Source organism: Candidatus Binatia bacterium (genome assembly GCA_026415395.1).
Classification (GTDB): Bacteria; Desulfobacterota; Binatia; order HRBIN30; family HRBIN30; genus HRBIN30.
In genome coordinates this window covers 691,504-718,496 of sequence record JAOAHD010000007.1, presented here as the reverse complement: position 1 = coordinate 718,496, position 26,993 = coordinate 691,504, and the positions used below count along the sequence as shown (strand labels likewise).

General features: G+C 60.1%; 23 protein-coding genes and 1 other RNA gene. 10 read left to right on the top strand and 14 right to left on the bottom strand.

Features of this window, described 5'->3' with window-relative positions:
- Positions 1-92: 92 nt before the first annotated feature.
- The 7 genes from N3C12_07630 to N3C12_07600 form a co-directional block, all read right to left on the bottom strand.
- Positions 93-908, bottom strand: coding sequence for an amidohydrolase family protein (locus N3C12_07630; protein MCX8072304.1), 816 nt, complete (start codon positions 906-908; stop codon positions 93-95).
- Positions 909-913: 5 nt separating this feature from the next.
- The gene (locus N3C12_07625) at positions 914-1,132 is read right to left on the bottom strand and encodes a hypothetical protein (protein MCX8072303.1); all 219 of its coding nucleotides are present in this window, start codon (positions 1,130-1,132) and stop codon (positions 914-916) included.
- A gap of 453 nt (positions 1,133-1,585) precedes the next feature.
- Positions 1,586-1,934, bottom strand: a transfer-messenger RNA (tmRNA) gene (gene ssrA, locus N3C12_07620).
- A 433-nt stretch (positions 1,935-2,367) separates the two neighbouring features.
- A complete protein-coding gene (locus tag N3C12_07615) occupies positions 2,368-3,318 on the bottom strand; it encodes a hypothetical protein (protein ID MCX8072302.1) in 951 nt (316 codons plus the stop codon).
- A 58-nt stretch (positions 3,319-3,376) separates the two neighbouring features.
- On the bottom strand, positions 3,377-5,887 hold the full coding sequence (locus tag N3C12_07610) for an MMPL family transporter (GenBank protein MCX8072301.1): 2,511 nt from the start codon (positions 5,885-5,887) through the stop codon (positions 3,377-3,379).
- A 95-nt stretch (positions 5,888-5,982) separates the two neighbouring features.
- Positions 5,983-7,431: a LamG domain-containing protein gene (locus N3C12_07605; GenBank protein MCX8072300.1), complete on the bottom strand. Its 1,449-nt coding sequence runs from the start codon at positions 7,429-7,431 to the stop codon at positions 5,983-5,985.
- 237 nt (positions 7,432-7,668) lie between these two features.
- A complete protein-coding gene (locus N3C12_07600; GenBank protein MCX8072299.1) occupies positions 7,669-8,088 on the bottom strand; it encodes a winged helix-turn-helix domain-containing protein in 420 nt (139 codons plus the stop codon).
- A gap of 477 nt (positions 8,089-8,565) precedes the next feature.
- Here N3C12_07600 and N3C12_07595 point away from each other — a divergent pair, with 477 nt between their 5' ends.
- The 4 genes from N3C12_07595 (at position 8,566) to N3C12_07580 (ending at position 11,277) form a co-directional block, all read left to right on the top strand.
- Positions 8,566-8,835, top strand: coding sequence for a DUF167 domain-containing protein (locus tag N3C12_07595; protein ID MCX8072298.1), 270 nt, complete (start codon positions 8,566-8,568; stop codon positions 8,833-8,835).
- 289 nt (positions 8,836-9,124) lie between these two features.
- Positions 9,125-9,616, top strand: a complete 492-nt coding sequence (locus N3C12_07590; protein MCX8072297.1) for a CarD family transcriptional regulator — start codon at positions 9,125-9,127, stop codon at positions 9,614-9,616.
- Between the two features lie 88 nt (positions 9,617-9,704).
- Positions 9,705-10,397 (top strand): 2-C-methyl-D-erythritol 4-phosphate cytidylyltransferase, encoded by a 693-nt coding sequence (gene ispD / locus N3C12_07585; protein ID MCX8072296.1) that lies wholly within the window; start codon positions 9,705-9,707, stop codon positions 10,395-10,397.
- Between the two features lie 163 nt (positions 10,398-10,560).
- A complete protein-coding gene (locus tag N3C12_07580) occupies positions 10,561-11,277 on the top strand; it encodes a DUF4336 domain-containing protein (protein MCX8072295.1) in 717 nt (238 codons plus the stop codon).
- A 27-nt stretch (positions 11,278-11,304) separates the two neighbouring features.
- On the opposite strand, the gene larE is transcribed toward N3C12_07580, so the two are convergent.
- Together larE and cysK are read right to left on the bottom strand one after the other, a co-directional pair.
- The gene (larE, locus tag N3C12_07575) at positions 11,305-12,132 is read right to left on the bottom strand and encodes an ATP-dependent sacrificial sulfur transferase LarE (GenBank protein MCX8072294.1); all 828 of its coding nucleotides are present in this window, start codon (positions 12,130-12,132) and stop codon (positions 11,305-11,307) included.
- Positions 12,129-13,064, bottom strand: a complete 936-nt coding sequence (gene cysK, locus N3C12_07570; GenBank protein ID MCX8072293.1) for a cysteine synthase A — start codon at positions 13,062-13,064, stop codon at positions 12,129-12,131. Before cysK ends, larE begins: the two co-directional genes overlap by 4 nt.
- Positions 13,065-13,111: 47 nt before the next feature.
- Here cysK and N3C12_07565 point away from each other — a divergent pair, with 47 nt between their 5' ends.
- Positions 13,112-14,062 carry a glycosyltransferase family 9 protein gene (locus N3C12_07565; protein MCX8072292.1) on the top strand — a complete coding sequence of 317 codons (951 nt, stop codon included), beginning with the start codon at positions 13,112-13,114 and terminating at the stop codon, positions 14,060-14,062.
- Here N3C12_07565 and N3C12_07560 read toward each other — a convergent pair.
- Complete coding sequence (locus N3C12_07560; GenBank protein ID MCX8072291.1) at positions 14,048-15,100, bottom strand: PA0069 family radical SAM protein; 1,053 nt, start codon at positions 15,098-15,100, stop codon at positions 14,048-14,050. The two genes, N3C12_07565 and N3C12_07560, sit on opposite strands and share 15 nt — an antisense overlap.
- A gap of 100 nt (positions 15,101-15,200) precedes the next feature.
- Between N3C12_07560 and N3C12_07555 the strand changes: the two genes are divergently transcribed.
- The 3 genes from N3C12_07555 to mtnA are packed head-to-tail and all read left to right on the top strand — an operon-like array spanning position 15,201 to position 18,426.
- Positions 15,201-16,418 carry a hypothetical protein gene (locus tag N3C12_07555; protein MCX8072290.1) on the top strand — a complete coding sequence of 406 codons (1,218 nt, stop codon included), beginning with the start codon at positions 15,201-15,203 and terminating at the stop codon, positions 16,416-16,418.
- 20 nt (positions 16,419-16,438) lie between these two features.
- Positions 16,439-17,290 (top strand): sigma-70 family RNA polymerase sigma factor, encoded by an 852-nt coding sequence (locus N3C12_07550; GenBank protein MCX8072289.1) that lies wholly within the window; start codon positions 16,439-16,441, stop codon positions 17,288-17,290.
- A 53-nt stretch (positions 17,291-17,343) separates the two neighbouring features.
- Positions 17,344-18,426, top strand: a complete 1,083-nt coding sequence (mtnA, locus tag N3C12_07545) for an S-methyl-5-thioribose-1-phosphate isomerase (GenBank protein ID MCX8072288.1) — start codon at positions 17,344-17,346, stop codon at positions 18,424-18,426.
- A 24-nt stretch (positions 18,427-18,450) separates the two neighbouring features.
- Here the strand turns inward: mtnA and N3C12_07540 are convergent, their stop codons facing one another.
- Together N3C12_07540 and N3C12_07535 are read right to left on the bottom strand one after the other, a co-directional pair.
- Positions 18,451-20,553 carry a YCF48-related protein gene (locus N3C12_07540; GenBank protein MCX8072287.1) on the bottom strand — a complete coding sequence of 701 codons (2,103 nt, stop codon included), beginning with the start codon at positions 20,551-20,553 and terminating at the stop codon, positions 18,451-18,453.
- Between the two features lie 21 nt (positions 20,554-20,574).
- On the bottom strand, positions 20,575-20,985 hold the full coding sequence (locus N3C12_07535; protein ID MCX8072286.1) for a pyridoxamine 5'-phosphate oxidase family protein: 411 nt from the start codon (positions 20,983-20,985) through the stop codon (positions 20,575-20,577).
- 306 nt (positions 20,986-21,291) lie between these two features.
- On the opposite strand from N3C12_07535, the gene gshB reads away from it, so the two are divergent.
- On the top strand, positions 21,292-22,251 hold the full coding sequence (gene gshB, locus N3C12_07530; protein MCX8072285.1) for a glutathione synthase: 960 nt from the start codon (positions 21,292-21,294) through the stop codon (positions 22,249-22,251).
- A gap of 231 nt (positions 22,252-22,482) precedes the next feature.
- Complete coding sequence (locus N3C12_07525; protein MCX8072284.1) at positions 22,483-23,886, top strand: MFS transporter; 1,404 nt, start codon at positions 22,483-22,485, stop codon at positions 23,884-23,886.
- A gap of 22 nt (positions 23,887-23,908) precedes the next feature.
- Here N3C12_07525 and ilvB read toward each other — a convergent pair whose 3' ends face one another.
- Entirely contained in the window at positions 23,909-25,756 is a 1,848-nt protein-coding gene (ilvB, locus tag N3C12_07520) for a biosynthetic-type acetolactate synthase large subunit (protein MCX8072283.1), read from the bottom strand.
- 174 nt (positions 25,757-25,930) lie between these two features.
- A complete protein-coding gene (locus N3C12_07515; protein ID MCX8072282.1) occupies positions 25,931-26,956 on the bottom strand; it encodes a ferritin-like domain-containing protein in 1,026 nt (341 codons plus the stop codon).
- Between the last annotated feature and the right edge of the window lie 37 nt (positions 26,957-26,993).

The window sequence follows — 26,993 nt, the reverse complement described above, 5'->3', positions numbered from 1 at the left end:
ACGCGCCGTCGGTGACAGGCGTGTGCACCGTGGGTTCCATGACTCGCCGCCCCATTTGTTGGCAATCTAAGGCCCAGCTTCAGGCGGTGGATTCACTCAGCGAGGCGAAACACGCGACAAGCGTTTTCGCCCAGAAACAGTCGGCGCGCTTGCTCGTCGAGTTCCAGAGAATCGATCTCGGTGAGGCAGTCGGCAGGGAAAATCATTGGGTAGTTGCTCCCAAAGAGAACCTTGGAGCGGCCGTGCCCGCGCAAAAACTCGCGCAATGCCGGTGGATACCGTTTTGGTTTGTAAGCCGAAGTATCGATAAAAACATTCGGGTACTTGGTCGCGAGCGCGATCATCTCCTCCGTCCAGGGGTAGCCAATATGGCCGGCGACGATGACAAGCTCAGGAAAATCCAGCGCCACCTCGTCCAGATATGGAATGGGCCGTCCAGGGTCTGATGGTCCCAAGGGCCCGGTGTGCCCCACCTGAAGGCAAAAGGGGATGCCCAGCTCAATGCACTCCACATAAAGGGGGTAGTACCAGCGGTGATTCGGCGGGCGTTCCCACAGCCAGGGCAGAACGCGAAGGCCGCGCATCCCCAGCTCGCGCACGCAACGACGCAACTCGCGCACCGCAGCCATCGGGGAGCGCAAGTCCACGGACGCAATGCCGACGAGACGCCCGGGCGCACGGCGCACGAGCTCGGCAACTTCATCGTTGCTGATGGCCGGCCCTTCCGGCCCCCACCATGCAGTGATCAGCGCACGGTCCACACCAGCGGCATCGAGCGCTGCGAGCGTAAATTCCAGCGGGATTTCGTCCGGCAGCTCAGTGGCACCCACCCAGCGCCGCAGCGAGGCAAAGCGCGGGTGCCGTAGGAACTCGGGGCTCGGGTGCTGGATCCATGCGTCAACAATCATCGGCCCTACCTGCCTACGGCTGCGCCGCAACCAATGTCAATGGCCGGCCGAGGCAACTCCACCGTGCGGCACACCTCGCCAGCGCTGACAAACTGCTGCCGGGATTCTACCTCGAGCGTGATGCGCTCGAGGAAACATGCCGTGACGCGCATCTGCTGCTGTTCGTTCTCAAAGCCCTCGCTCGCAAATTTCAGCGGATTAGCGTCCCCGAGGTTCCACCACATTGGTCGCCTTTACTCGAGCAGGCCCTTGGCCCATGGGACCTGCCCAGCACGACCTCGGGTGCGCGTGGCGCGAGGGCCTCACCGTCGGGGACTCGGCCTGAATCCGCTCGGCGAAATTGTCCGGCGCAAGATCGGGCCGGCCCGAGAGTATTGAACCGGGGCGTACGAACGTGGTCTTGTCCGCCCGAAGAGCGCGGGCACGCATTGCTCGCAGCATCACGCGTCCGGGCGCGTCAAGCGCGTGACAGCACGGGGACGGAGCGCAGCCGAAGGAGGCGATTCCGTAGCCCGCAGCAGGATGCAGGATGATTGTCGTGCTGCGGGCAGGACGACTGCACTCCTACCGAGGCAAGACCTTCGCTGAACAGCACACAAAAAACCGCGTCCCAGCTAGCTCCCCGGGCCTTGTTGCGGGCGGCTCGCCTGCCGCTCGCTAACCGGTTTTTCGACCGGAAATGGAGGCGGGGGGAATCGAACCCCCGTCCGGAGGCGGTCGGCGGCGGGGTCTACGTGCGTAGCCGCGTGTTTTGCTCTCGCCGGCAGGGCTCCCACGGGCAGGATCCCTGTCGGCCAGCTCTGGGGTTTTCGTCGGCAGCGGATGAGCAACCGCTGCCGCTTAGCCCGAATTCTGTCGCCTCAGCCAGCCCTACGGGCGCGGGCTTGGTGAGACGTGACTGCGCTTAGGCAGCCAAAGCAAGTGGTTCGTCTGCGTTTAAGCAGCCCTGGGGTTGTTGACCGGTACCCAGGATCCCGAGCACGCAACCGCAACCTTCCTGACCCCCGTCGAACCCAAATCGCCCCCATGTCAAAGAACAATCTACCGGCACTTCCGAATTGCCAGCAGGAAACACTTTTTCACTATATCCCTCGCATCCCAATCCGCAATCCCCAGCGCGCGCGGGCTTCTGAGTCCCACAACCTAGCGGCGGGTGGGGAGAGGATTCTCATTGCCAGCAACGTCCTGCACCGTCGGTCCTACGGCCTCGCGAAGCAATTCATTGCTTCGAAACGTATCCGTGAAAAAGAGTTCAGCGCAGGAATCCCTTTGCAGCCAAACGAGTCAAGCCATGGCAGCACGGCCCGGAACAATCAACATACGCACACCCCGCGTTCCCACCCCGATTTCCGAACGCGGCGACTCCAATGGCTACGCAACGGAGGCAAATGCGGCCCCGCTGTTCCGAGATCTCCCCACGGCACACAGGGGAGGGGCTCGCCGTCAACGTACTCGGGCGTTAGGCGACCTGATCCAAGTACTCCGACCACCCGTACCCGATTTGGTTGCCAACCTGCCAACGGGTTAACCCTTCGGCGATGCGGGTGACCTTCCCGTCACGCCGGTTACGCAGGGGGAGCATGGTGATCACCTCACCCGTGACCTCCACCGCACCGCGGCCGGTGTGTAATCGCGCGCGCAGCTTGCGGTGGTAACCCGTGGCCGGATCGCTCTCGGTCTCGATGTCGACACGGTCGACGAGCTCATTGCGGCCGTTGCGGAACAAGAAGCCCGACTGTAAGTCCGCGCCGCTTTGTAAATGAATGAAAGAGCCCATGAAACCGAAGGACTCGTCGAACTCCGCCGTCAGCCACCGATAGTACGCCGGCGATTGCCACGAGCGTGGCCCCCAAGAGTGATCGCGCAAGCCAAGGGCGTTGATCGGTACCGTTTCGCCATCGACGGTAACCACCCCCACGGCACGAACGTGCTGCTCGGTGTGGCCGCGCGCGAACACAAGCTCGGTATTCTTCGCGTCGCTCGGACTCTCTCCACCATACATTGGGCTCAACCCGTAATAGTCGAGCTGCAATTCGACTTGCCGCCAGGGATTGGAAGTAAAGGCCTGCCGAGGATTTTCGAGATCCAACGGCCGCTGCAAATACACCGCCGCCCCCGCGTAACTCACTCGCAAATGCCGGGCTGGCTCCAGCACCTCGAACCGCATCCCGCCCGCGTCCAAAGCCTCGTGGCCGGTAATCGCGGGGCGTTGATACTGAAACAGCGCTGTACCGTCGGGGCGATAAAGCGCGAGCGTGACCTCAGCATAGCCCTCGTTAGGGCGATTCCCGATGCGGAGGAACCCGCCCCAGCCACAGCCGCGGTCGTAAAAGTTGAAATACATGCTCTCGTTAAAGTTGGGCTCTCCGGTGTTCGTGTGCAAAAAATCGTGGTGCGACTGGATTTCCATCGCTGTCCTCCTCCCCGACGAGCTCTAAGTCGCTGACTCCTCTTGCTTCCGACTGTCCTTAGGCGCAAGCACTAGCCAGAGCCTTGCCTACTGCGCGGTTTGCGCATTCCCAAGTGCTCTCGAAGCTACGTGCGCCCACTGCCCGTTCAGCTTGAGCGGAAACTCGGCCACAGCCCGGCGAGGCCGCCAGGAATTTAGGCCTCACAATCAGGCTCAACGCCGGGATGATCGTCACCGCCCCCAGAGCGCTTACAGCTACAATCGTCGCGGTCAGCGCCCCCAGCCGGATCCACAAGCTAAACCCGGAAAACGGAAGCACCATGTAGCCCAGCGCCACGGCCGAGGACACGAAAAAGATTGCCTTCCCCGAGGTGCGCAAGCTCGCCCGCACAGCCTCGTGCAAGTCGCCCAATTTGCGCAATTCCTCGCGAATCCGAAAAATCAGGTAAATCGCGAAGTCGGCACCAATGCTCACGCCCATCGCAGTGATTGCCGCAGTGGTCATGTCGAGCCAAATCCCGCACCACCCCATCAATCCAAGATTGAAGGCCACCGCTAGGGAAAGCGGCAGAAGCACGAACAATCCTCCGACGGCAGAGCGCAACACTAAGCTTGCCAAGACAAAGATGATCGTGGCAATTTGCGCGACGTTTACGATCTTGTCGTGCACCACCGTGTCGTTCATCGCGGTCTGCACGCCGAGAGTGCCACCAACCAATCCGACTTTCACGGGTAAGCCACGGAAGCGCTGCTCGATGAAATCACGCAGGCGGGCGATTAAGGCATGGGAGTACGCGGCGGTGTCCGTCTTGCTTAAGGAACGAATCACCGCACGCTGATAGCCCGCGTCTACGAATGCGCTCAAGCTGTCTGGACCAGCGGACATGCCGTACAGCAACAAGTACTGGCTAATGAGACGAGGGTTGTCGGGAATGCGGTAAAACGCCGGATCGTCATGGTTCATCGCTTGATGCATTCGCTTCACGTGGCCCGCAATGGAGCTGATCCCGCCGAGGGTCGGATCGGCAGCGAGGAAATCCTCCAAATCGCTAATGGCCTGCAACACCGCCGGCTGCTTGAGCACGCCCTCTTGCTCTCCCTCGATCAGGATTCGCAACGACGCTGTGCCCGGAAGCTTCTCGTTCAGAAAAGCATCGTCGAGGCGAACTTGCGTAGCCGGAGAGAACCAGTAGCGGAAGCTGTTATCCACTTGGACACGCAATGCTCCGAGTATGGCAACGATGAACAAGGCGAGAGCAATGGCCAGCACGGTGCGAGGGCGCTGAGAGACAAAATTGGATAAACGCTCAAGCAGCTGATCTAACCAACCGTGGGTCTTCTCCCGCGTTGTTTCCCGCAGCTTGGGTGCGGGCAACAGCGCACGACATGCTGGCGTAAACGTCAGTTCTACAACTAAAGCACTGAGAATTCCGCTGGCCATGAGCATGCCGAAGACGCGCACGCTCGTGATGCCAAAGGTTGTCAGCGAGGCGAACCCGGCGGCAGCAATCACGCTGGCAATGACCATCACTGGGCCTACGGCCACGATCGAACGGACAATAGCCTCATGGCTGTTGCGCACGAGGTCGAATTCTTCGTAGTAACGCTTGAGAATTTGCACTGCGTGCCCGGCGGCTACTGCCAAAATGACCACCGGTGTCAGCGCACTCCACGTATCCATCGGATATCCCGCCAGGCCCATGAGCCCGAGGGACCAAACAACTGCCAGTACGGCGGTGACGAGCGGCAGCACCATGCCTTGAATGGTGCGAAAGGCCTCAAAGTGCACCAACCCGATGACAACAACAGCCAGCGGTAGCAAGACTCCGATCAGCGCGGTATACTTTGCCAGCCAGGCTCGCAGTACGGGAGCTCCCGCCAAGGCGAAGCGCACCGAATCGTCACGCTCAGGGGCAAGAATTTGCTCGATCAAGGCGAAGATTTGCTTGTCATTCAGCCGGTCGTCGAACTCGACGACAATGACCGTCGCGGTTCCGTCGTGCGACACGAGGTTATCTCGAAGAAAGCGATCTGCCTCCACGCGGCGACGAATTTCTTCGGCTTCCTCCGATGTTGTCGGAACCCCTTCCATCAAGGGTTGCACATCCATGGAGTCATCGGCCCCAGCCCGCACGGTTTTCACGTATGGCGCTCCCATGCAAAACAGGCTCGTTTGCAGCACCCCGGGCGTATCGCGAAGCTGCTGACAAACGCGAAACACTTTGCCGAGAAATTCCGGTGTGTAAATCGTGCCGCGCGTAGCGGCCGCTCCGATCACAACCACCGCTTCGCCACCGAACAAGTCGGTAATGCGATTTTGCACCTGCACATACGGGTGTGCTTCCGGCAAATTCGCTCGTCGGCGAATCTCCAAGTGCAGTTTGCCTAACTGTGCGGCAAAAAAGGCGGTAACCGCCACAGTGGTCAGGATCACCCAATAACGCCGAGCAACGATAAAGCGGATGTATCTTTCCACCGATGCAAACTCTCCCCAGAGGTCACTGGAAGTATCTGAAAGTTGCTCAGCTTTTCGTCCGGATAAGTGATCATTGTCAAGTACACGTCTCATGGGGCCTTTCGGGTACCTGAAGACACTGTTCTGCTCCCAAGGCGGCAACTACGGCACAGCGCGGGCAAGCTAGTTGGATTGTTCTGCGCGTGCTTTCAGGGAACGAAGCGCGAGCGGAAGTACTGAGCGTCGTTGCGGCGCGCCCCTGTGAATGTGCTCTCCCAGCAAGCTCCGCCGTTCTTGAGTAACTGGACAACCACTTGCGGATCGGCAGCAAAATATTGCGAGGGGCTTTGCGGGGGAGACAAAGTAAGCAACGGACCCGACGCGCGCACAACAAGTTTGCCCTTGCTGATCCCCTTGCCTTGGAGAACAACGCGGCGAAGTCCAGAGACTGCTCCACTACGGTCGCCGTATCGATACGTGTGGCCACGGTACAGCCGCCACGACGAACCCGTGGGCAGAGCGAGTTGCCACGCTAAGGTGGGAGATCCTGCGGAATAGTCGTAAACGCACATCGCGTACGTCGCGCTGCCATCAGTCGGGTCGGAGAAGTCCGCCACAAAGGCATCACCAGTCCACCATTGCCACACGATGCTTCGCCGATTCGGGTTCGTTGCGCTCCGAAAAATGGAAAGTGAACCGCGGGGCGCTGTGGCACAACCTGTTGCTGGTATCGCTCCGCACGTGGGGGGCGGCGGGGAACTGAAGGGAGTGGAGGTCACGTATACAGGTCCGGCGGGAGCGCTGCCCCCATACTTACATTCTCCATTACTCGGTCCACCGGAGGCACCCGACGAATCCAAGACCGTTCCTGTACATGGGCCAGCGGGACCTTCGTCGAAGTGGTACAAAGCAGCCGTATCCCCGTCACTTACAAATGGTGTCGACGGCGGCGAAAAATTGGTCGTATAACGTAAAACGTTCGACACGCGGACCTCGTCGACGTAGCCACTGAAAGACGGGTACGACGCTCCTGCATCGTGTTTCTCCGCACCGATCACTAGGTACGGATCGCTATTGGTACATGGTCCTCCACAGTAATTTCCCGGCACGCCGTCGTCCGGGTACGAAATGTCACCGTCCGGGCCATCGGCACTTGCTTGCAAGCTACCATCCACAAAAATCCACAAGTACCCATCACTGCGACGGCGCTGCACAGCGATGTGATGCCAACTATTGTCGAGCACGTTACTCGTCCCGCACAAAGTAAAATCGCCGGTTCCGTCGCCGCTGACTCCGAATACCACCCGCCCGTTTCCAAAGGAGAGGCCGAACTTGCGGTCTTGGTTAAAGCGATCGCGGTCGAACAAAATGTTGCCGTAAATCCAGTTCACGTTGTTCCCGCAGGTGATAGCCGGCGCGGAATTTTCTGAGGTCGATCCCCTCACCCAGAATTCAAGGGTGAAATCCGTGTCGCCCACATCCACTGGTGGTCCAGGGCTGTTGTTGTTCGGGTCGTCAACTGGAATCTTCACGCGATCGAGATCAGGAGCTTGTACCCCGTGTCCGTAAAACCGAAGCGCGAAGTCCGTAGCCGACGCACCGTGCGCGCCCACCACCACCCCGACGATTAACAACACGAAAGCTCGGAAGAGCACCATAACAAGATCCCTCGAACACAGGCACTATCCGAAGTCGATCGAACCGAAGCAAGCTGATTTTCACTTAGAGGTGCAATAGTCATCGGCGCTGCTCCTTGCCGCCCGGCTCCACAAGAGAGCTCTACAGCGGCCGAGCCGCTAACGCTTGGGTCACCTTCCCGCGGCCTGCAGTTCGCCTTCCAACAGGCTTTGGTTCCGCGGCTTACCGCTCGTCCTCTCTACAAATGCTCAAGCTGGTTAGGAGCGACGACTCCGCAAATACTCGCGGCCAGCTTCCGTGATCTCCCATACGCCGGTAGGTGATGTTGCGGAAAGGAGCCCTGCTTGCACCATTTTAAAGCGTGCCCAATTTGCTGCCTTGCGCCAACGAATATCCCCGCTGGGTAGGACAATCGTGTCCTCAGGCCCCAGTTCATCCGAAAGCAGAATCTCAAGCTCGTCTAAAACCTCCCCAGCTCGAGCGCGGCCCCCCTTCCTCTCAAGTACCTCAAGGATTGCGACGAAGTAAAATTCTTGAGGATGGAAGCCACCGCCTGGGTCGTGATCGGACTGAGCCCACTCCGAGGCCACGGCGTAGCCTTTCTCGGAGCGCACGGGCCCCGGATTCACAACCAGCCGCCGCTTCGACGAGCGCTCGAGGATTTCGACCTCTTTCATCACCTGAGACAAACGCTCCGCCAGCCTGGAGAGCGAGCCAAGGCAAAGTCTTGTCGATGCAAAGCCTCCTGATTCTGACTCGCCACAGCCGCGAACATTTGCTCCAACTGGTCTCTCCAGCGCTCAAGCTCCTCGTGCAAGTCCGCCATACTCGTGAAAATCTCCAAGTCCCCAACTTTCACGGCTGGAGGATCGGGTCAAGAGAGGCATACCTGACAATGCCCACACGAGTCCCGAAATCCGCGTCGCGGCCTGGGGCCTCGGAGGAAAAAGCACGCACCGGAGCTGTTGCGTAAAAGCCACACGTGCCGTAACACCTTGATCGCCAACAGACCGACCGCTTGCAAACTCAAGCACGCTGTCGGTAGCGTGAGGTCCACAAGAGCCAGATTGCGCATCGGCAGCAATTGAACGAAGGCACGGAGCAACCCGAACAGACCACAGGTGAACGCCAAGCAGGCCGTCATTCGTCGACGGGTGCACGCTCAACCCGGGGCTTCCCGAACAGCGGTGGCGGGCAGGTATGAGGATGCCATGAAAGTGCGCATTAACGCAAAGGACCATGGCAGAGAAGCGAACAAAGAACTCCTCCGTTTTCTGGCAAGGCTGTTGCAGGTGCCGCCCTCCGCACTGGAAATCGTCTCCGGGCTCCACAGTCGAGAGAAGGTAATCGCCGCGCACAAAGTAAATCCCAGTTTGCTTCAGGAGCGCCTCCAACACCTCATCGAACGAGAGTCACCGGCCTAGTGACCTAGGCCGACGGGAGTTCCCTTGCCTACACTTTTCCGATCCGGCCCCGGGAACCCTCACCCTTGCAAACGTGCAAGGCAAAAACGGCAAGTGCTTTGTTTGGCACCGCTCAGAAGAATCAGACCGCCGTTCGCGCCCTAAAGAAGGCCCGCCATCCGGGTGGGAAAATCGCCCGTTTCCGGCAATTAATTTAAGGTAAGCTTGCGAAATAGCGAGTTTTCCGATATTTATGGCGAACACGCCTGCAAGCGGATCCCTAAAACTTCAAGGGGCCAGGGAGGAACCGATGACGTTCAAGGTTGGCGAAAAGGTGGTCTACCCGGCTCACGGAGTGGGAGTCATTCAGAGCATCCAAACTAAGGTAATCCAAGGGAAAGAGCGCACGTTTTACATGCTCCGCATCCTGGACAACGAGATGACAATCATGATTCCCACCGATAACGTGGAAGCGGTTGGCCTGCGCCGGGTCATTGGTAAGGACATGGTCAACAAAGTGTATCAAATCCTGCGCGACCGGAAGAAGAAAAAGCCCGTCGACCAGCAGACCTGGAATCGGCGTTACCGAGAATACACGGAGAAGATCAAAACAGGCTCGGTGCTGGAAATTGCGACCGTTTTGCGAGACTTGAGCGTCCTCAAATCCGACAAAGAGCTTTCCTTTGGCGAACGGAAAATGTTGGACCTAGCCCGGAACCTTCTGGTCAAAGAACTCTCGATTGCAAAGTCCCATCCAGAGGAAAAAATCAAGGCCGAGCTGGAGGAAATTTTTTCGCAGTAACTATTGAGTGGTTGCGCCGGATCCGCCGGCCAAAGCCCTGCCGCGCCCCGCGGCGGCGGTTTGGCTCTCCAGTAAGAACGGATCTTGAATGGTTGCCGTTGTTATCGCCGCGGCGGGGCAGGGTGTTCGTCTCGGCGCCGGAAGCCCCAAGGCTTTAAAGCCGCTAGCCGGGCGCCCGCTCTACCTGTATAGCCTAGCTACCTTGCGAGCAGTGAGCGGCGTCGGCGGGGTTTGGCTGGTCGTTCCTTCGGCTGCGCAAGAGACAGTCTCAGCTGAGCTATCCAAGCCAGGGGAGTACCCTTTCCCGGTGCAGGTGGTCGCTGGAGGCGCCGAACGACAGGAATCGGTTGCCAAAGCACTAACCGCGCTGCCCCCTGAAACAGCTATCGTGGCTGTGCACGATGCTGCTCGGCCCTTCGCCTCAGCACAGCTGTTTCAGTCGTGTATCGCCGCAGCCCGTTTCCATGGTGCGGCCATTGCTGCGTTGCCAGCTTCGGACACAGTCAAGCTTGTCGAAGCTGGCGTTGTCCGCGAAACACTCGATCGAAGCCGCACGTGGCTTGCGCAAACCCCTCAGGTGGCGCGCGCAGATTGGCTCCGCATAGCCCTGGAGCGAGCCGTCGCCGCAAAGCTCCTCTTCACTGATGAAGCGGGCGCGCTGGAACATTGTGGCTATCCCGTGCACATCGTCCGTGGTGAAGAGTGGAACCGAAAGCTCACCACTCCCGAAGACTGGAAGTGGGCCGAATGGTTCGCCCTGGAGCGGTCATTCCTCGCGTAGCGCGGGTGTGCCCCCTCACGCCGGGACGGGTCAGCGAGGGCAGTGCTGAAACAATGCGGGCCGAGCCTCGCCTCCTGGCCGCTACACTCTGTGAGGCTCAGGCACAAGCTAGCCGAGCGTGGCCTGTTTCGTCCTCGCACGTACCCTGCTAATCGCTGATCGCATGTCGAGTTCCGAAGTTGAGGCGTTAAGCCCCATCGGCGAGGACATATGGGTCGCAAAGCGAGACTTGCCTCTCCTCGTCGGGAACCTTGGCGCGCGCATGACGGTGATTCGCCTGCCCTCAGGTGGCCTCTTCGTACACTCACCAGTGCTTCCCGACGAGAATACTCGCGCTGCGCTGGTGGCACTGGCACCGGTCACCGCGGTGGTGGCGCCGAATAAGACGCACCATTTTTTCATTCGCCGTTTTCGCGAGGCGTTTCCCTCGGCGGAGTACTGGGCCGCACCTGGATTGCGGCAAAAACGGGCAGATTTGCAGTTCGATGGGGTTCTCACCGACAATCCTCCGACAACGTGGGCAGAGGATCTAGACCAAATCCACATCCGTGGGGTTCCCACCTTGGAAGAAATCGTATTTTACCACCGGCGCTCGCGCACGTTGATTCTGACCGATCTCGCATTCAACTTCCGGCGCAATTCTGCACAAGATTGGCGAGCACGGATCTTCCTGCGGCTTACCGGGGTCGACGGTCGTTTAGGCCCGCATCGGCTGGTGCGTGCGTTGGTGCGCGACCACGAGGCCTTCACTGCATCGCTGCGACGAATGTTCGACTGGGACTTCGAGACAGTGGTCGTGAGCCACGGCGACGTGCTGCACACAGGTGGTAAGGCTGCCCTCGAGCGAGCGTTCGCCCGCTGGCTCCGCCGCTCTGCCTAACTGGCCACGGTGCGTGACTCGCAAGAGTCACTGCTTTTTCGCGACCAACCCCAAGACCTCATTCAGGCTTCCGCTGCGGAAACCCTCTAGGTCCACGGTAACATGCTCAAAGCCAGCGGCACGGAATCCTTCAACGACGCAAGCACGAATTTCAGGTTCCAGCAGCCGCGGTAAGTCAGCCAGCGGCACTTCAATGCGGGCCAGCTTTTGGTGGTAGCGGACACGACAAACCCGAAAACCCAAATCGTGTAGCACTTGCTCTGCCCTTGCCACGCGCTGCAAAGCTTCGTGAGTAATGCGCGTTCCGTACGGAAAACGGGAGGACAAGCAGGGGCTCGCCGGTTTACTCCAGGTGGGCAGTCCCAAACGCCTACTCAACTCGCGCACGTCGGCTTTGCGCAAGCCAGCCTCCACCAACGGATGGCGCACACCCCGTTCCGCGGCGGCCTTGAGACCGGGGCGGTAGTCACCCAAATCATCGAGATTAGCCCCATCGACAATGATAGGGATTCCCCGCCGACTGGCCTCGGCAGAACAGATTTCGAACAGGTGCTGCTTGCAGAAGTAACAACGGTTAGTGGGGTTTGCCGCATATTCCGGAATCTCGAGTTCGTCGGCATCAACGACGATGTGTTCCACCCCCAAGGCCTGGGCAAGCTCAACCGCTGCGCGGTGGTCGTATTCCGGGACAGTAGGCGACCGCACCGTGAGTGCAACAACCTTGGCGTCCAAAACATCGTGGGCCACACGGAGCACAAACGACGAGTCAACGCCTCCCGAAAACGCCACGAGCACCTGCCCATACTCGGCGAAGAGGTGTCGCAGCGTTTGGAATTTCGTTTCGAGCTCCGTCATAAGCCCTCTCCCGGATCGAACAAGTCGGTACTCAGATACCGCTGCCCCGTATCGCAAAGCACGGTCACAACCACCTTGGCCGGACCCAACTCCCGCGCCACTCGCAAGGCGGCAGCCACATTCGCTCCAGAGGAGATGCCGACCAAAATTCCTTCCTCGCGCGCCAGACGACGCGTGTAGTGAGCTGCCTCGGCGTCAGACACTCGCAGCACTCCGTCGTACACGGAGCTATCGAGGATTTGCGGGATAAAGCCAGCTCCGATGCCCTGAATCCCGTGGTAGCCTGGTTCTCCGCCCGACAGCACCGGAGAGGCTTCCGGCTCCACAGCGTAAATTTTGATTTCCGGCATCTTTTCCCGCAAAACTTGCCCCACTCCCGTAATTGTACCGCCGGTTCCCACGCCCGCTACAAATGCATCGATGCGTTCAAAAGCTTCTAACAATTCCAGTGCAGTGGTTCGCCGATGTGCCTCAGGGTTGGCCGGGTTCTGAAACTGCTGGGGCATAAAATAGTTCGGGTTCGACCGCGCGATCGCCTCCGCACGGTCCACCGCCGCGTGCATTCCTTTTGTGTCCGGTGTCAGCTCCAAATACGCCCCAAAAGCCGTCAGCAAGCTGCGGCGCTCCTCGCTCATCGTGTCTGGCATGGTCAAGATGCACCGGTAGCCCTTGACCGCCGCCACCAATGCCAAGCCGATCCCCGTGTTCCCACTGGTCGGCTCCACGATGGTTCCACCCGCCTGGAGGCGGCCGTCGCGTTCGGCCGCCTCCACCATGGCAAGGCAAATCCGGTCCTTCACGCTGCCGCCGGGGTTCATCGACTCAAGCTTGCCCCAAATTTCGGCACAACCCGGTTCCACAATCCGGCGCAAACGCACAACGGGTGTATCCCCGATCAAATCCAGCACTGTACGAGCAGGAGCAGTTTCCATGATCTCGGCGGCGTCGGTTGCTTTGCGAGAGTAGAAGGGCGCAACGAATGAGTCAATCAAACAGCTCCGCACTCGTTCTCTTTCCCGGCGCTCTGGGCGATTTCTTGGTGTTCTTGCCCACACTGGTGGCGCTGGCGGAGCGTCACGAGCAAGTCGTTCTTGCCGCGCGCCGAGACTGGACCGCGCTGCTCGCGCATCCCCGCATTGAATGTTGGTCGATCGAGCACCCGGTCATAGCCGCGTTGTTCCGCGAAGACCCTCCAGACGAGCATGTGGGCGACGTGCTCATGCGCTTCGCGGTGGTATATTCGTGGACCGGCCATGGAGCGGACCACTTCCCTACAAACCTCGCGAGGTTGGTGGAAAGACCGCCAAGAATCTATCCCTTCCGTCGATTCGCACCCGGCGAACACGCGGTGGAGTACTATGCACGGTGCGCTCGGGTGACGCCCGCACAGCCCGCGCACATCCGGCCGCATCTGCGGGTTGAGCCCTCACCACTGTGTCGCCAACTGCGTTCTTTTCACGAGCCACTTTTGGCCATTCATCCGGGGAGCGGAGCACCGCGCAAAAACTGGCAAGGATTTCCAAGGCTCGTTGCGCTATGGAAACGAGCGACGGGGGGCCGGGTGGTGGCAATCCTTGGTCCTGCGGAACTAGAGCGGAACACCTGCGCTGGCGAAGTCGACTTTGTCTTGGAATCTCCTCCGCTCACAGAAGTGGCTGCTCTCCTCGAGCTCGCGCCGATGTACGTGGGAAACGATTCGGGAGTGAGCCACCTGGCTGCTTTGCTCGCCACACCTGGAATTGTCCTCATGGGTCCAACGAGCTCGCCCGAGCACTGGCGCCCATGGAGCGACCAGATGTCTGTCATCTCTGCCTCCTCCCCCTGCGGGCGTTGTGGCCCTGAGGTGTTTTGCGAGCACCTCGTAAGCGCCGAGCTGCTCCTGGAGCTCATCGAGCAACGGCGCAAGAGTCGAGGCTCAAAGCAAGCTTAGTTGTCGATCTCGCTGGGGACGCCGAAACGCCCCGGTATTCAACGGAGGCAGGGGTCGATCTAAGCCCAGGCGGCGGGCCGTCACGCGAAAAAGTTCGGCAACATGGTCAGCGTATGGTCCCGTTCCCGTCTTCCGCTGGTCAAACTCCGAGCTGTAGAGTTTCCCCTGACGGCACTCGCGCACACGTCCCAGCACCCGCCGGACGCGCTCGGGAAAGTGCTCACGGAGCCAATCCGCAAACAAGCGATCGACGGGCCGCGGCAAGCGCAACAGTACGTAGCTAGCCCCCATCGCGCCCACCTCGCGGGCCGCCGCTAGAATCCGCGGGATTTCTTCATCGTTCAGGCCCGGAATCACTGGGGCCGCCATGACGGCCACTTGCACTCCCGCCGATGCCAGTGCGGCAACCGCTTCGAGGCGCTTCTGCGGTTGGGCGGCCCGCGGTTCTAGCCGGCGCGCAAGGTTGCCGTCCAACGTGGTGATCGAAATCGCCACGCGCACCAAATTGTCTCGGGCCAAGTCCTGAAGCAGGTCGAGATCGCGCAACACGAGCGTGCTTTTGGTCACCACCCCAACGGGGTTCCGAAATTCGGCAAATACCTCCAAGCAACGCCGAGTGATCCGCAAGTGGCGCTCAATGGGTTGGTAACAATCCGTGTTTCCCGACAAGGCCACAACTTCCGGTTGCCAGCGGGGCGAACTGAACGTTGCCCGGAGCAATGCCGGTGCATCCTCCTTCACCATGATGCGCTGTTCAAAGTCGAGCCCAGCACTAAACCCTAGGTACTCATGTGTCGGCCGGGCATAGCAGTAAACGCATCCATGCTCGCAGCCGCGGTACGGGTTGAGGCTAAAGCGAAAGGGCACATCCGGACTAGAGTTCTCGGCGAGCACGCTTCGGCTAGCGTCTCGAAAGTATTCCGTGGGCCGTAGCCGCTCGCCCTCGGCGTACTCATCCTCCCAGGCAACCGCCAATTTTTCGTAACGATTGACTGGATTCGAGGCAGCACCTCTGCTCGGAAGCTTTTTGTTCGCCATATTTTCGCTGAGCAGTCCCCCCATGCCTCATGGACTCAGCTAACGCAAGAGCCGTCTAACAGGTTGACCGAGACGTTGAGCCTCCAGTATCACCTTCTACATGCCTTCTAAGCGCACTTCAGCGATTGCGGTCCGCCGCCTTCCTTTCGTACTGCTCTGGCCCATCTTCGTCTTCATCACCGCTGGCTGTGGTTCGGACGGCGAGGCGCCGGAAGCGCTAATTCGGCCGGCAACAACCGAAGAACTGCTCCGGCCGGGGCCCTATGGGGTCGGCTTTGTCGAAACCGTACTCGAGGATCGAAGCCGGCCCACGATGGCAAATAGGAGCTTTCCCGGATCCGACCGCAGGGTTCTACCGGCCACGGTCTGGTATCCGACGACGGACAGCAGCCGCGGACTGGGAGAGCAGCGCGCGGCACCTTTTGCGGCTACGGCAGCGCCTGCTCCGGTGGTGGTGTACAGTCACGGCTTCCTCAGTAATCGACGCGGAGGAGCGTACATTGCCCAGCATCTGGTCACACACGGCTTTGTGGTCGCGGCAGTGGACTTCCCCTTAAGTTCCTTCAGTGCTCCCGGCGGTGCAACGTTGGGGGATCTCGCCAATCAACCCGGAGATGTGAGTTTCCTCCTAAACGCACTCTTGCACGGCACTGAAGCGGCCTTTGCATTCCTCGCAGGGCGACTCGACCCGCAGAGGGTCGGCCTTACCGGGCTCTCGCTTGGCGGTGCAACCACTCTGCTGACCACCTTCCACCCCACGCTCCGCGATCCGCGAGTGCGCGCTGCTGTGGCCTATGCCCCGCCCGCTTGTTTCCTTGGGCCCCGCTTTTACGCCACAGCGAGTGTACCGCTTGCCCTGGTCCACGGCGATCTCGACGCCATCGTTCCGTACGCAGAGCACGCTCTCTTTGCGTTCCAGCAGGCCGGACCGCCGAAATACCTTTTCACACTCAAACGAGGAAACCACACTGCGTTTACTGACGGTGCGGATGTACTATTTGGGCAAATGCAAAATGCCGACGACTTAGGTTGCTCCGCTCTGGGTTCGGCGCTGGCAAACGACCCGGCTGCAGTGAACTTCGCCCAGAACCTTGGCGGAGCCGAAGCAGGGATCGTTTCGGGAAACTGCCCCATTCCCTGTGCACGTGGACCTAGCAATCCGCCGGCCATGGCACCGCAGCGCCAACTCGCACTCGCCAAAGCCATCGCGCTAGCCCATTTCGAGGCCTGGCTTCGCGGCTCTGTGGCGGCGCGCCTGTGGGAAGAGCAGCAAGCGCAGGCGGAAAACAGCGACCTCGAAGTGTTCTGGACGCGTTAGCGAGCTTAGGTCGTAAAACAATGGGCACCGAAGAGGATTGTCAAGCCGTAGAACCGCTGCAGGAGCAGCGTCTCGTCGAGCGCGCTCGGGCTGGAGACCGCGCAGCTCTCGAAGCTCTTTTGCTCCGGTACCAAAATACGGTTTACCGCTTCGGGGCGCGCATGTGCGGTCACCCAAGCGACGCGGAAGAAGTTGTCCAGGAAACCTTGCTCACGGCGGCGAAGGCTATTGGCCAATATCGTGGCGAAGGTGCGTTCTCCACGTGGCTCTACCGGATCGCCCGGAGCCTTTGCCGCAAAAAGCGTAGGCGCAGCAAGTTTGCACCCGCTGCCGACGAGCAGTTGGACGTCAGCTCTGCCCGTGCTGTTCCTGACCCCAGTTCAGCCCCTGAGGAGCTTCTGGCTCGCCGAGAGATTGCAGCAGCATTGAAACACGCGGTTACCGCGCTTCCCGGACCCTTTCGCGAAGTGTTCCTGCTGCGCGATCTTGAGGGTTTATCCACGGAAGAGACAGCGAAAGTGCTGGGGTTGCGACCCGCCACGGTCAAAACCCGCCTCCACCGGGCCCGACTCGCCATCCGCAATGCGCTGGCACCGCTGCTACTCACCGAATCGCCGGCAAGCAGCCCGTCGCCCGGTTGCCCCGACGCGGCCCTTCTGCTCTCCCGTTACCTTGAGGGCGATCTCTCCCCACGGGTGTGCGCACGCATGGAAAAACACTTGGAAACTTGCGCGCAATGCCGCGGTGCCTGCGATGTGTTGCGACAGGTTTTGTCTTTATGCCGGTCGCATCCTGGTCCCGAAGTACCGAGCGAGCTCCGCGAGCGGCTTCGGCAAGCCCTGCGTGAAGCGCTTGCGGCTGCACACCGTTGATTGGGGAGAGCGGGGCTTTGACTTTTGCATCGGTCGAAGCGACAGGACGACGCGTGATTCGCACGGTAGAATGGCGTAACGGCGCCGTAGTTTTGCTCGACCAGCGGCTTCTTCCTTGGCGTGAAACCTATCGCGTTTACCGGAGTTACCGCCGGCTCGCAGAGGCAATCCGCGACATGGTGGTACGAGGCGCTCCTGCCATCGGCGTTACCGCCGCTTATGGTGTCGCGATGGGGATGCAGAACGTACGACGCCAGCCAGACGCCGCCTTCGAGGCAATCTGCTCCACACTAGCAGCAAGCCGCCCCACTGCAGTGAACTTGTTTTGGGCTCTAGAGCGGATGCGCAGTGCTTATGCTGAGGTTCGGAACGCACCACTGAACGACATCAAAGATCGCTTGCTTGCCGAAGCACACGCCATTTACCGAGAAGACATTGAAACCAACCGGGCCTTGGGGATGCAGGGAGCACGTCTGCTCCCAAATCGCGCCCGTATCTTGACCCACTGCAATGCTGGGGCCCTCGCTACGGCAGGATACGGCACGGCATTAGGGGTCGTACGCGCCGCGGTCGAAGCAGGCAAAACCGTGCACGTATTCGCAACCGAAACTCGCCCGTTCTTACAAGGTGCTCGCCTCACCTGTTGGGAGCTTCTGCACGACGGCATTCCCACGACACTGCTCACCGACAACATGGCTGGTGATCTTATGAGCCGCGGGGAGGTAGATTGTGTGATTGTCGGCGCCGACCGCATCGCCGCTAATGGCGACGTCGCGAACAAGATCGGCACGTACGCACTCGCCGTCCTAGCGAAGGCACATGGCATCCCCTTTTACGTGGCCGCCCCTTTTTCCACGGTTGACCTCGAGTGCGCCACCGGTTCCGCCATCCCAATCGAGCAGCGCGCGGCTGAAGAGGTTACCCACATCGCGGGCAAGCGCATCGCGCCCAAGGACGTCGGTGTTATCAATCCCGCCTTCGATGTCACGCCGCACCGCTACGTGACAGCCCTGATCACCGAGCGCGGGGTGCTGCGTCGGCCGTTCCGTCACGCGCTCCAACAAGCCGCCAACCAAAGCACGGCACACGTGGACGTTCGGCGAGCAGCCGCGAATCCGGCCTCAAAGCGCCATTAACTAGCAAACGACCCAGGCTTCCTCTCACAAACCTCCCGAAGTCGTTTTCAAAATTGTCCCGCGAAAGCCGACCGCCCAACCTGTGGTCCCATTGGCGAAGAACACGCCGTTCAACAAATCCGTCGTTGGGCTGACTTGCGGTTCCCACCGGGTGCCGTCGCGGGTGGCCAAAATGGTCCCCAAGTCTCCCACTGCCCACGCAGTGCGGGCATCGCGTGCGGCAACCCCGAAAAGAGGATCCGGACATCCAGAATTATCTGGAACCTGCGGGTTGCTGCCACAAAAGACAGGCTGCGGCACCCAGCTTTGGCCACCGTCAGTTGTTTTCAACAACACTTGTACGGGCGCACTCGCAGTGGTTTCCACTGCACCACCCACTGCCCAGCAAGTCGTTTGGTCGACGCAAGCAATCCCGAAAAGGTCCTCACTCGTCCCGCTGGTTTGCCTCGTCCACGTTCGCCCGCCATTCGTGGTATGCAGGATCACGCCCGCGCTGCCGACGATCCAGCCGGTGTTGATGTCGAGGAAGGCCACAGCATTTAAGTCCTCCGTCGTCCCACTTGCCTGCGCAGACCAGGTCAGGCCACCATCCGTCGTGGCACGAATCGTGCCATCCGTCCCCACAACCCAACCGACAGTGCCAGTCACGAAGCGAATCCCGAAGAACGTCACCGTCGTTCCCGTATTCTGAGCAACCCAACTGTTGCCGCGATCCCGCGAGGCCAAAACCGTGCCGTCTCCACCGGCCGCCCATACCAGTTGGGGGTCGACCGTGGTGACCGCAAACAGTCCGGCCGTTGTGCCCGCATCCCGTGCATACCACGTGTTTCCCCCGTCCTCAGTCACGGCAATTGCCCCCCAATCCCCCACCGCGAATCCGACGTTCGTCTCTCCGGGAGGGAAGGCCACAGCATAAAGGTCATTCGTCGGTGCCGGATTGCGGAGTGCCCACTGACTGCCATCCTCTGTACCGAGCAGCGTCCCAGCACCACCGACAGCGTGGGCGGTAAGCCCGTCGCTGGCGCGCACAGCGTACAAGGGATTTGTGTTTGCACTGCTTTGCTGGGTCCAAGTTTGTCCACCATCGCTCGACTTGAGGATCAGCGCTTCGAAGTCGTCCGTGAGATCGCCGACCACCCACAGCGTTTGTGCGTCGGCCCAGGCAACTCCGTACAGCGGAACAACGACTGGACTCACCGAGGCGAACCACTGCTGCCCGCCGTTTTCCGTACGCAAGATCGTGCCGTTGTCCCCCACAGCGATGCCACGGTTGGCGTCGAAAAAGGCAATCGCGTACAAGGCACTACCCGTGTTGCTCGCTTGCGGCGACCAGGTCGCCCCCCCATCGCGGGTGCGAAGGATTGTTCCTGCATCGCCAACGATCCAGCCGTTTTGACTATCCACGAAAGTCACAGCGAACAGGTCCCGCGTTGTCCCGACTCCTTGCACCGTCCAGGAATCGCCGCCGTTGTCGGTGCGCAGAACGACTCCCCCCGCTCCAACTGCCCATCCGTGAGCGATGTCAGTAAACGCCACCCCATTGAGATCGGCCTCAGTTCCACTGGCTTGTGGGTTCCAGTTCTCTCCCCCGTCGAGAGTCACGTAGATCTTCCCGGACTCACCCACCGCCCAGCCTCGGTCAGCGTTGATAAAGAACACCCCGTAAAGGTTCACGAAATCATCGATGAACAGCGATTCCCAGGTGCTCCCCCCATCCTGCGTGCGCAGTGCTTCCGCGTAACTTCCGACCGCGTACCCGCGGTCGCGCGTGGGGAAGGAGACGGCAAACAGATCCTCACCCGTCGGAGCGGGGTTTTGGAAAAACCATGCATCCGTGCCCGGGGTCGGTGTGGGGGTGGCATTGCAGCTTCCCAAAGCGTTGTTCACCGCGCGTACGATCTCATCGACCGTTACCTCCCCGTCCCCATTGCCATCGAACACCGGGCAATTCGTCACCGTGCTCGTGCCGAGCGCGATGTTCACCCCGAGGATGATTTCATCGATGGTAACCTCGCCATCGTTATTGCAGTCACCCACGCAGCTTTGTGCGCGCACCATTCCAGCCCCAAGGCAAACGACCGCCACCAACGCAGCGGCAATCCCTCTACGCAAAGCGCTCAACGTCACGAATCCTCCTTACGCCGACGGCTACAATCCCCAGGCAAACGACTTTTCCGGGGTCACCGCAATGATCACCGACTCCCCTTCCTCGATCGGCTCCATTTTTCGGTACTGGCGGTATTTCCGATACAGAGCGAGGCGCGCCCGGTGAAAGGTTGCACCTTTCTCGATCACCGTGGCTTTTCCGACAAGCATGAGGCCGCGCAGTTTCGTCCAATCCTCGTCATACTCGTCGAACACCAACGCCACTCGTGGGTTCCTGCGGATGTTTCTTACCTTACGCGCACTCGCCTCCGACGCAAAGTAAAGTTTGCCACCAATGGCTGCGGTGCACACCGGAACGTTGTGTGGCTCGCCCCCTTCACCCACAGTTGCCACTCTGGCCACCCGTTGGGCGCGAATGAACGCGAGTTCCTTTCCCCTCAGTGAGTAGGCCATACCCGCACCCTTCTTCTACTGTCGCCTCGCGAGCTCGATCCCATGCCCCGCTACGACTTCTTCCCGAGGACCTGTCGCAGTGTCCACAACAGGGCGACGCTATCCTACGCCTTCAAATCACTCAAGCACTATAGGTTTCCAACTCCGTAAGGATCGTTACTCGGAGTCGCGGTGCGTTTCTCCTCACTTGTCGCTCCCCCGACCGGGGGCTGGCCCGCGAACCCGGCGCGCCGTTACCACCACTGGGGAGCGGGGTGCCCCACCAAGATCGCTAGCGAGCAGGGCACGACATGTTATGGCTGGGGCATGCGCGTGCTATTCGTGCTCGATCCCCTCGAGCAGTTGCAACTCGAAACCGAAACTTCATTGCTTTTGGCCGCGGAGTTTCGCCGGCGCGGACACGAAACCTGGTTCGCCATCGAAGACGACGTAGTCCTGGCCGGAGAAGGAGTCTTCGCGTTCGTGCGCACGTTGGAGGTGGATGCTCTTGGAAGACCGCAAGCCGGTGCTCCACAACGAGCCCGGCTGACGGACTTCCAGCTTATCCTCATGCGGCAGGACCCGCCGGTCGACGCCCGCTATCGTTTCACGGCCCAGGCGTTGAATGCCGTGGCGTCACAAGTCCTAGTGGTGAACAACCCTGCCAGTGTCCTCACTTGGAACGAGAAGCTCTTGCCCCTTCGATTCCCGCAATATGCCCCGCCTACCTTGGCGAGCCACCGCGAGGAGGAACTGCTGCGATTTGTGCAACAGCACGAACGGGTGGTTGTAAAGCCCCTTTCCGAGTGCAGCGGACGGGGCATTCGCATTGTGGATCCCACAACAGCTGGCGAAGCGATCCAGGCCACCAAATCTGCTTACCCAGGCGAACCCGTGGTCGTGCAGCGCTACCTACCCGAGGTCATGCAGGGAGACAAACGCATCTTTCTTGCAAACGGCCTCGTTGTCGGCGCCGTGAACCGCATTCCGACGGCACCCGATCGTTTGGCCAACATCCACCAAGGGGCGAGAGTTGCAGCCACAACCCTGACGAAGCGCGAGCAAGAAATTGCCTGCGTGGTCGGCCGATTCTTGCAGGAAGAAGGAATCTGGCTCGCCGGACTCGATGTCATCGGCGGTTATCTTACCGAGGTGAATATCACCAGCCCTTCGGCCCTACGCCAAATCAACGACGTCAACGGCAAGCGGCATGAGACTGATGTGGTCGACACGTTAGAGCAGCTTGTTTCGAACCGTTTGCCCAAAGCCCAAACGATGCCTACTTGACCGTCCTCCCCTTTCGCACGGGGAGAGCGTTCTAGCAATCGTCCGACCCTCACAGCATGCGTGCGCCGGCCTTTCGCTGCGCGCACCAGACAATGGTGGTCTCGCCGGGCACCTGCCCTCGCGCTCGTAGCAAAGAGTCTGACAGCGAAATGAGCCCTCGCGTGAGTCTTCGCATCGCGGAACTCAAACCTCGCCTGCCCGGTACCAACAAGGTATGGATTTTCGTGCGTGATGTTCAGCTCGTCGGAAACACCCCCCGCGCCCGGCCAACAGCAGCGGACACTCTCTTCGTGCCAACGTGCGTTGTACGCCACGGGCGACTTTACGGTGAATGCGGCACTCAATGCACTGGCGTTCGTGTTTACGGCCTACTTTCTCATTCACGTTGCCAACCTGCGCCCCGCCCTTGCGGGGCTGGTACCGCTCATTGGCAGAGCCGTCGACGCGTTTACCGACCCCTTGATGGGTCGGATCTCGGATCAGACTCGTTGGCGCTGGGGCCGTCGTCGCCCTTACTTTTTGATTGGCGCTCTTCCATTTGGGCTTTGCTTTGCGTCCTTGTGGACCTCGCCGCCCTTTGAGCAGGAACTCTTTCGCTTTGCTTACTACGCGGCGATGTACTCGCTGCTCACCACAGCAATGACGGTACTCTCCATCCCGTACTTGGCTCTGCAGCCGGAGATGGCTCTCACCTACGACGATCGGACGTCCCTCAACACCTACCGCGCTGCGGGGGCAATCCTCGGTGTCTTCGCAGCCATTTCCGTCCGCCCTTTGGCGGAACTCCTGGGAGGCGGCCAAGAAGGATTTGAACGGACCGGAATCATTCTCGGCGTCGTGTTCGCCGCGCCGTGGGTCGTGGTGTATTTGGTTAGCTTCGAGCGCCCTGAGTTCCACGCTCGCTCGGGGACTGAATCCTTCTTCGCCGGCCTCGCGAGCGTATGGCGACATCCCAACTTCCGCCGTTTGCTTGCCCTGTTCCTCTTCAGCCGGATGGCTATCGACGTCATCAGCACACTGCTCATTCTCTACTTCACGCATTGGCTGGGGCGGTCATACGACTTCGAGCGTGGCATGCTGCTCTTCTTACTCGCTGTCGTGCTAGCTTTGCCCTTTTGGCTTTCGGTGGCGCGCCGAACAGAGAAAACCACACTCTTTATGGCTGGTGCGAGCATCTGGGCGGCGGTGCAATTTACCCTGCTCTGGGTCGAACCGGCGTCGCCCCGGTGGTTGTTATTTGGGCTGATGATGATCGCCGGTGCAGGCTATGCGGCGGTAGATGTCATGCCCTGGTCCATGCTCGGCGAAGTCATCGACGAAGACGAACTTCGCACCGGGCAGCGCCGCGAGGGACTTTACAATGGCGTGTTTACCTTCGTACGCAAGTTAGCCGGCGCCACCGGGGTTTTTCTGGTTCTTGCTGCTTTGGACCTTCTTGGCTTCCACAGCGGCGACGCATCCGACAGGGCACCACGCAACGCGATTCGGTGGCTTGCCGGCTTGGTCCCCCTTGCTTTTCTCACCTTCGGGATCGTCAGCGCGCGCTGCTACCCCCTTACCCGTGCAGCACACCGCGAAATCCTCGGAGAGCTTTGGACTCGCCGAGGGATAAGGAACAGCGGCGAATCTGGGTAAGGTTCGCCCCGCGCCGCTACGCTCAGAAATAGCCTGGCGGAGTTTCCGTGGTCTTCGGTCCCTTATCCCGGCTCGGGATGAACTTGCCGGTGATCATGTCCTTGTAGCCCATGCCGGGCCCCACCATCGGGTAAACATGCGCGTTGGGATCGACCATGACTTCGAGAAGCGCTGGCCCCGGATAGTTCACGAATTCCTCCAAGGCTGGGCGCACCTCGGGGATTTCCGTAATCCGCTTGGCAAAGGCAAAGCCGTCCGCTTCCGCTGCACGGACGAAGTCCTTCTTGTGAAGGCTCTTGTCGGAACCCGAGTAGCGATTGGCGTAAAACAGGTCTTGCCACTGCCGCACCATTCCATCTCCCAAGTTGTTCAGCAGCAAAACCTTCACCGGGATATCGTATGTGGTCAACGTTTCCAGTTCTCCGAGGTTCATGCGCAAGCTGCCATCGCCGTCCACATCGATGACCAGCACTCCCGGATTGGCAAGTTGCGCACCCACGGCCGCTGGCAGCCCAAAACCCATGGTCCCCATGCTGCCCGAAGTCAGCCAGGTTCGCGGGCGATGGAAGTCGAGGTACTGCGCTGCCCACATCTGATGTTGACCGACTCCCGTGGTCACGATGGCTTCGCCGCGGGTAATTTCGTTCAGCGTTGAAAGCACGTACTCAGCCTGGATCCGGGGCGATTCCCGGTTCCAGTTCAGTGGATACTTCCGCTTCAGTTCCAGCACATAGGCGCGCCAACGGCTGAAATCCTTCTCGAAGTCGCGCCCAGCTTCCAGGAGCTGCTGGAGCCCACGCTTCGCATCGGCAACGTGAGCCCAGTCGACAGCTTTGACCTTGCCGATCTCGGAAGCATCGATGTCGAGGTGAGCGATTTTCGCGTGCGGGGCAAACTCCTTGACCTTACCGGCCACGCGGTCGTCGAAGCGAGAGCCAATGGCGAAGAGAAAATCGCAATCTTCAACCGCGTAGTTCGCGTACGCGGTGCCGTGCATTCCCAGCATGCGCAAGGAGAGTTCGGCGCTGGTGTCGTACGCCCCGATGCCCATTAAAGTCGTCACCACTGGGATGCCGAAACGATCCGCAAACGCGCGCAGCTCTTCGGCCGCATTCGCATTGATGACTCCGCCCCCCACGTACAGGAGCGGGCGCTCGCAACTCTCCAGCAACCGGAAGAACGCCTCGGCATCGCGGGGGGACAACGTCGACCGTTCGAGCGCGGCAAGCCGTTCGTCGTATCCCCGCAAGCGCAAGACACCGCTGCCACGAAACGTGCATTTCGCCAATTGCACATCGCGCGGGATGTCCACCACCACAGGCCCAGGCCGGCCACTGCGGGCAATACGAAACGCAGTGCGAATCGTTGCCTCCACTTTGGTTTCGTCGGTCACGAGAAACACGTGCTTGGCACACGCGGACATGATGTTAAAGACCGGTGCCTCTTGAAAAGCATCTGTTCCCATCGCCACGCGCGGAACTTGCCCCGTAATCAGCACGACCGGTACGGAATCAGCCTGGCAGTCGCGAATCGGCGTCACCGAATTGGTCGCCCCTGGACCTGAGGTCACAATGAACACCCCCACGCGACCGCTTGAGCGCGCGTATCCTGCTGCCATGAAGCCCGCCCCCTGCTCCGTGGCGGGCACGATTAAGCGCATCTCGTTGTCCCGGTGTTCTTCGTTGTAACGAAAAATCGCGTCGTAGGTGGGCAAAATCGCCCCGCCGCTGTAACCAAATACAGTGTCCACCCCCTCGTCGGCGAGTACCTGCACAATGGCGTCGGCATTCGTCATCTCCACACCCGCGCGGGGGTGCGGAGCTTGCGCGACCTCGCTCAAGTGTGCCGCTTCGCCACGAGCACGCTGCATCGATCGAGAGGGTTTCGCTGTTGCCATAGCTTCTGTCTCCTCGCTTCCGAAAAAACGAGCAGCAACGTAGCGTACATTTTCACTCTTTGCGAATGCAAACTGCCAGCAAAAAACGACGGGTCCGTTGGCCCGAAGACCAACGGACCCGTCGCGGGGGTCGGGGGGAGGGAACGGTCAGGCAAGGCCGATCGCACGGTCCGCAGCTTCGGGATCCATGTCTTCGAACTGCAGAATGCCGAGTTCGTCGAAGTGGCGGCGCACGTACGGAGTCAGCAACCCGAGCTTCTTCAAGTTTGGCACGATGCGGGAGAACAGCGATTCGCGGAACATCCGCATCACTGGCGACTGCAAAACAATTTCGCGCACTTCATGCTTGTTGAACCCAATGTACTCAGAGACCTCTTCCGCCAGCAAACGATCGCGCATCAGCCGACAGGCTTCGATAACGAAGTCCTCCCGATCGCGTAACTCGTTTGCGGCCATATCGAGGTAATAACCCCTCAAGGACAACACCCCAAACGCGACATGGCGGGATTCGTCACGCATGACGTAGTGTACGAGGTCCTTAATCAGCGGCTCTTGCGCAAGCTGATACATATTCGAAAACGCTGCCATGGCGAGCCCCTCGACCAAGATCTGCATGCCCAGGTACTTCATGTCCCAGCGGCGGTCGCAAATAATCAAGTCCAAGAGGTGCTTGAGATTCGGGTTAATTGGCCACTGCCATTCCAATTTTTCTTGCAGGTAGCGACTAAACACCTCGACGTGGCGAGCTTCGTCCATCGTCTGCGTGGCCGCATACAACTTTGCATCCATCCAGGGAGCCGCTCCGGCCAACTCCGACGCCACAATCAGCGCCCCCTGCTCCCCATGCATGAATTGCGAGAGCTGCCATGCAAGCTGGGCATGACGCAGATGCGCAACTTGCCGCGGCGTTAGCTTCTTGTACGGACCGTAATCTTCCAGCGGGTTGTACGCCTGCGGGATGATTTCCGCCTCCGGATCGACCGGAGTATCCCACTTCAACTGTGTCGTCCCGTTCCACTGTTCGCGCTTGGCCTTTTCGTAAAGGTCACGCAAGCCTTCCTTGACGCTGCCATAGTTCCAGACGTATGTGATGTCGTATGCAGCAAGCAGCGTATCGTTCGGCATCTCCGCGCTTTGCGGCCGGTTACCCACTTTTTCTGCGGCAAGCCCCATGATCTTCCTCCCTGGACGGTGCTTCTGTAGCGAGCGT

Bases quoted from the DNA above. Each gene is read 5' to 3' on its own strand.
- N3C12_07630 (MCX8072304.1), bottom strand. From the start codon at position 908: ATGATTGTTGACGCATGGATCCAGCACCCGAGCCCCGAGTTCCTACGG.
- N3C12_07625 (MCX8072303.1), bottom strand. From the start codon at position 1,132: ATGTGGTGGAACCTCGGGGACGCTAATCCGCTGAAATTTGCGAGCGAG.
- N3C12_07615 (MCX8072302.1), bottom strand. From the start codon at position 3,318: ATGGAAATCCAGTCGCACCACGATTTTTTGCACACGAACACCGGAGAG.
- N3C12_07610 (MCX8072301.1), bottom strand. From the start codon at position 5,887: ATGAGACGTGTACTTGACAATGATCACTTATCCGGACGAAAAGCTGAG.
- N3C12_07605 (MCX8072300.1), bottom strand. From the start codon at position 7,431: ATGGTGCTCTTCCGAGCTTTCGTGTTGTTAATCGTCGGGGTGGTGGTG.
- N3C12_07600 (MCX8072299.1), bottom strand. From the start codon at position 8,088: ATGAAAGAGGTCGAAATCCTCGAGCGCTCGTCGAAGCGGCGGCTGGTT.
- N3C12_07590 (MCX8072297.1), top strand. From the start codon at position 9,125: ATGACGTTCAAGGTTGGCGAAAAGGTGGTCTACCCGGCTCACGGAGTG.
- ispD (MCX8072296.1), top strand. From the start codon at position 9,705: ATGGTTGCCGTTGTTATCGCCGCGGCGGGGCAGGGTGTTCGTCTCGGC.
- N3C12_07580 (MCX8072295.1), top strand. From the start codon at position 10,561: ATGTCGAGTTCCGAAGTTGAGGCGTTAAGCCCCATCGGCGAGGACATA.
- larE (MCX8072294.1), bottom strand. From the start codon at position 12,132: ATGACGGAGCTCGAAACGAAATTCCAAACGCTGCGACACCTCTTCGCC.
- cysK (MCX8072293.1), bottom strand. From the start codon at position 13,064: ATGGAAACTGCTCCTGCTCGTACAGTGCTGGATTTGATCGGGGATACA.
- N3C12_07565 (MCX8072292.1), top strand. From the start codon at position 13,112: ATGAGTCAATCAAACAGCTCCGCACTCGTTCTCTTTCCCGGCGCTCTG.
- N3C12_07560 (MCX8072291.1), bottom strand. From the start codon at position 15,100: ATGGCGAACAAAAAGCTTCCGAGCAGAGGTGCTGCCTCGAATCCAGTC.
- N3C12_07555 (MCX8072290.1), top strand. From the start codon at position 15,201: ATGCCTTCTAAGCGCACTTCAGCGATTGCGGTCCGCCGCCTTCCTTTC.
- N3C12_07550 (MCX8072289.1), top strand. From the start codon at position 16,439: ATGGGCACCGAAGAGGATTGTCAAGCCGTAGAACCGCTGCAGGAGCAG.
- N3C12_07535 (MCX8072286.1), bottom strand. From the start codon at position 20,985: ATGGCCTACTCACTGAGGGGAAAGGAACTCGCGTTCATTCGCGCCCAA.
- gshB (MCX8072285.1), top strand. From the start codon at position 21,292: ATGCGCGTGCTATTCGTGCTCGATCCCCTCGAGCAGTTGCAACTCGAA.
- N3C12_07525 (MCX8072284.1), top strand. From the start codon at position 22,483: ATGTTCAGCTCGTCGGAAACACCCCCCGCGCCCGGCCAACAGCAGCGG.
- ilvB (MCX8072283.1), bottom strand. From the start codon at position 25,756: ATGCAGCGTGCTCGTGGCGAAGCGGCACACTTGAGCGAGGTCGCGCAA.
- N3C12_07515 (MCX8072282.1), bottom strand. From the start codon at position 26,956: ATGGGGCTTGCCGCAGAAAAAGTGGGTAACCGGCCGCAAAGCGCGGAG.